The following is a 270-nucleotide window of genomic DNA, read 5'->3' as shown; positions in this document are numbered from 1 at the left end:
CCTGAGCGAAGCGAAAGGAATGATAGTTAATATGTTAATAGATTTAAGTATTAAGGTTACAAAAGAATTTAATAAAAATGTTTCAGATAATGGAAAGATTCCTTTTGGTCACCTAGGAACTCATTTCGATGTAATGAATAAAGAGTTCCCTCTAGAATTTACTAAAAGAGAAGGCATAGTATTTGATGTAAGCAACATATTCAACCGAGATATTAATGTATCAGATATTAATATTAGTTTGGTGAATGCCGATATGTTTGTTGCCTTTCA

Annotated in this window: 1 pseudogene; it reads left to right on the top strand. The window is 30.4% G+C overall.

The window, feature by feature from the left end:
* Positions 1-31 precede the first annotated feature (31 nt).
* Positions 32-270, top strand: a pseudogene (locus tag AACQ14_RS24120) (cyclase family protein); the annotation flags it as partial.

It is taken from the genome of Vallitalea maricola, assembly GCF_036985595.1.
GTDB lineage: Bacteria > Bacillota > Clostridia > Lachnospirales > Vallitaleaceae > Vallitalea > Vallitalea maricola.
The sequence above is the reverse complement of the archived record's forward strand: the minus strand, read 5'-3'. Positions and strand labels throughout refer to the sequence as shown.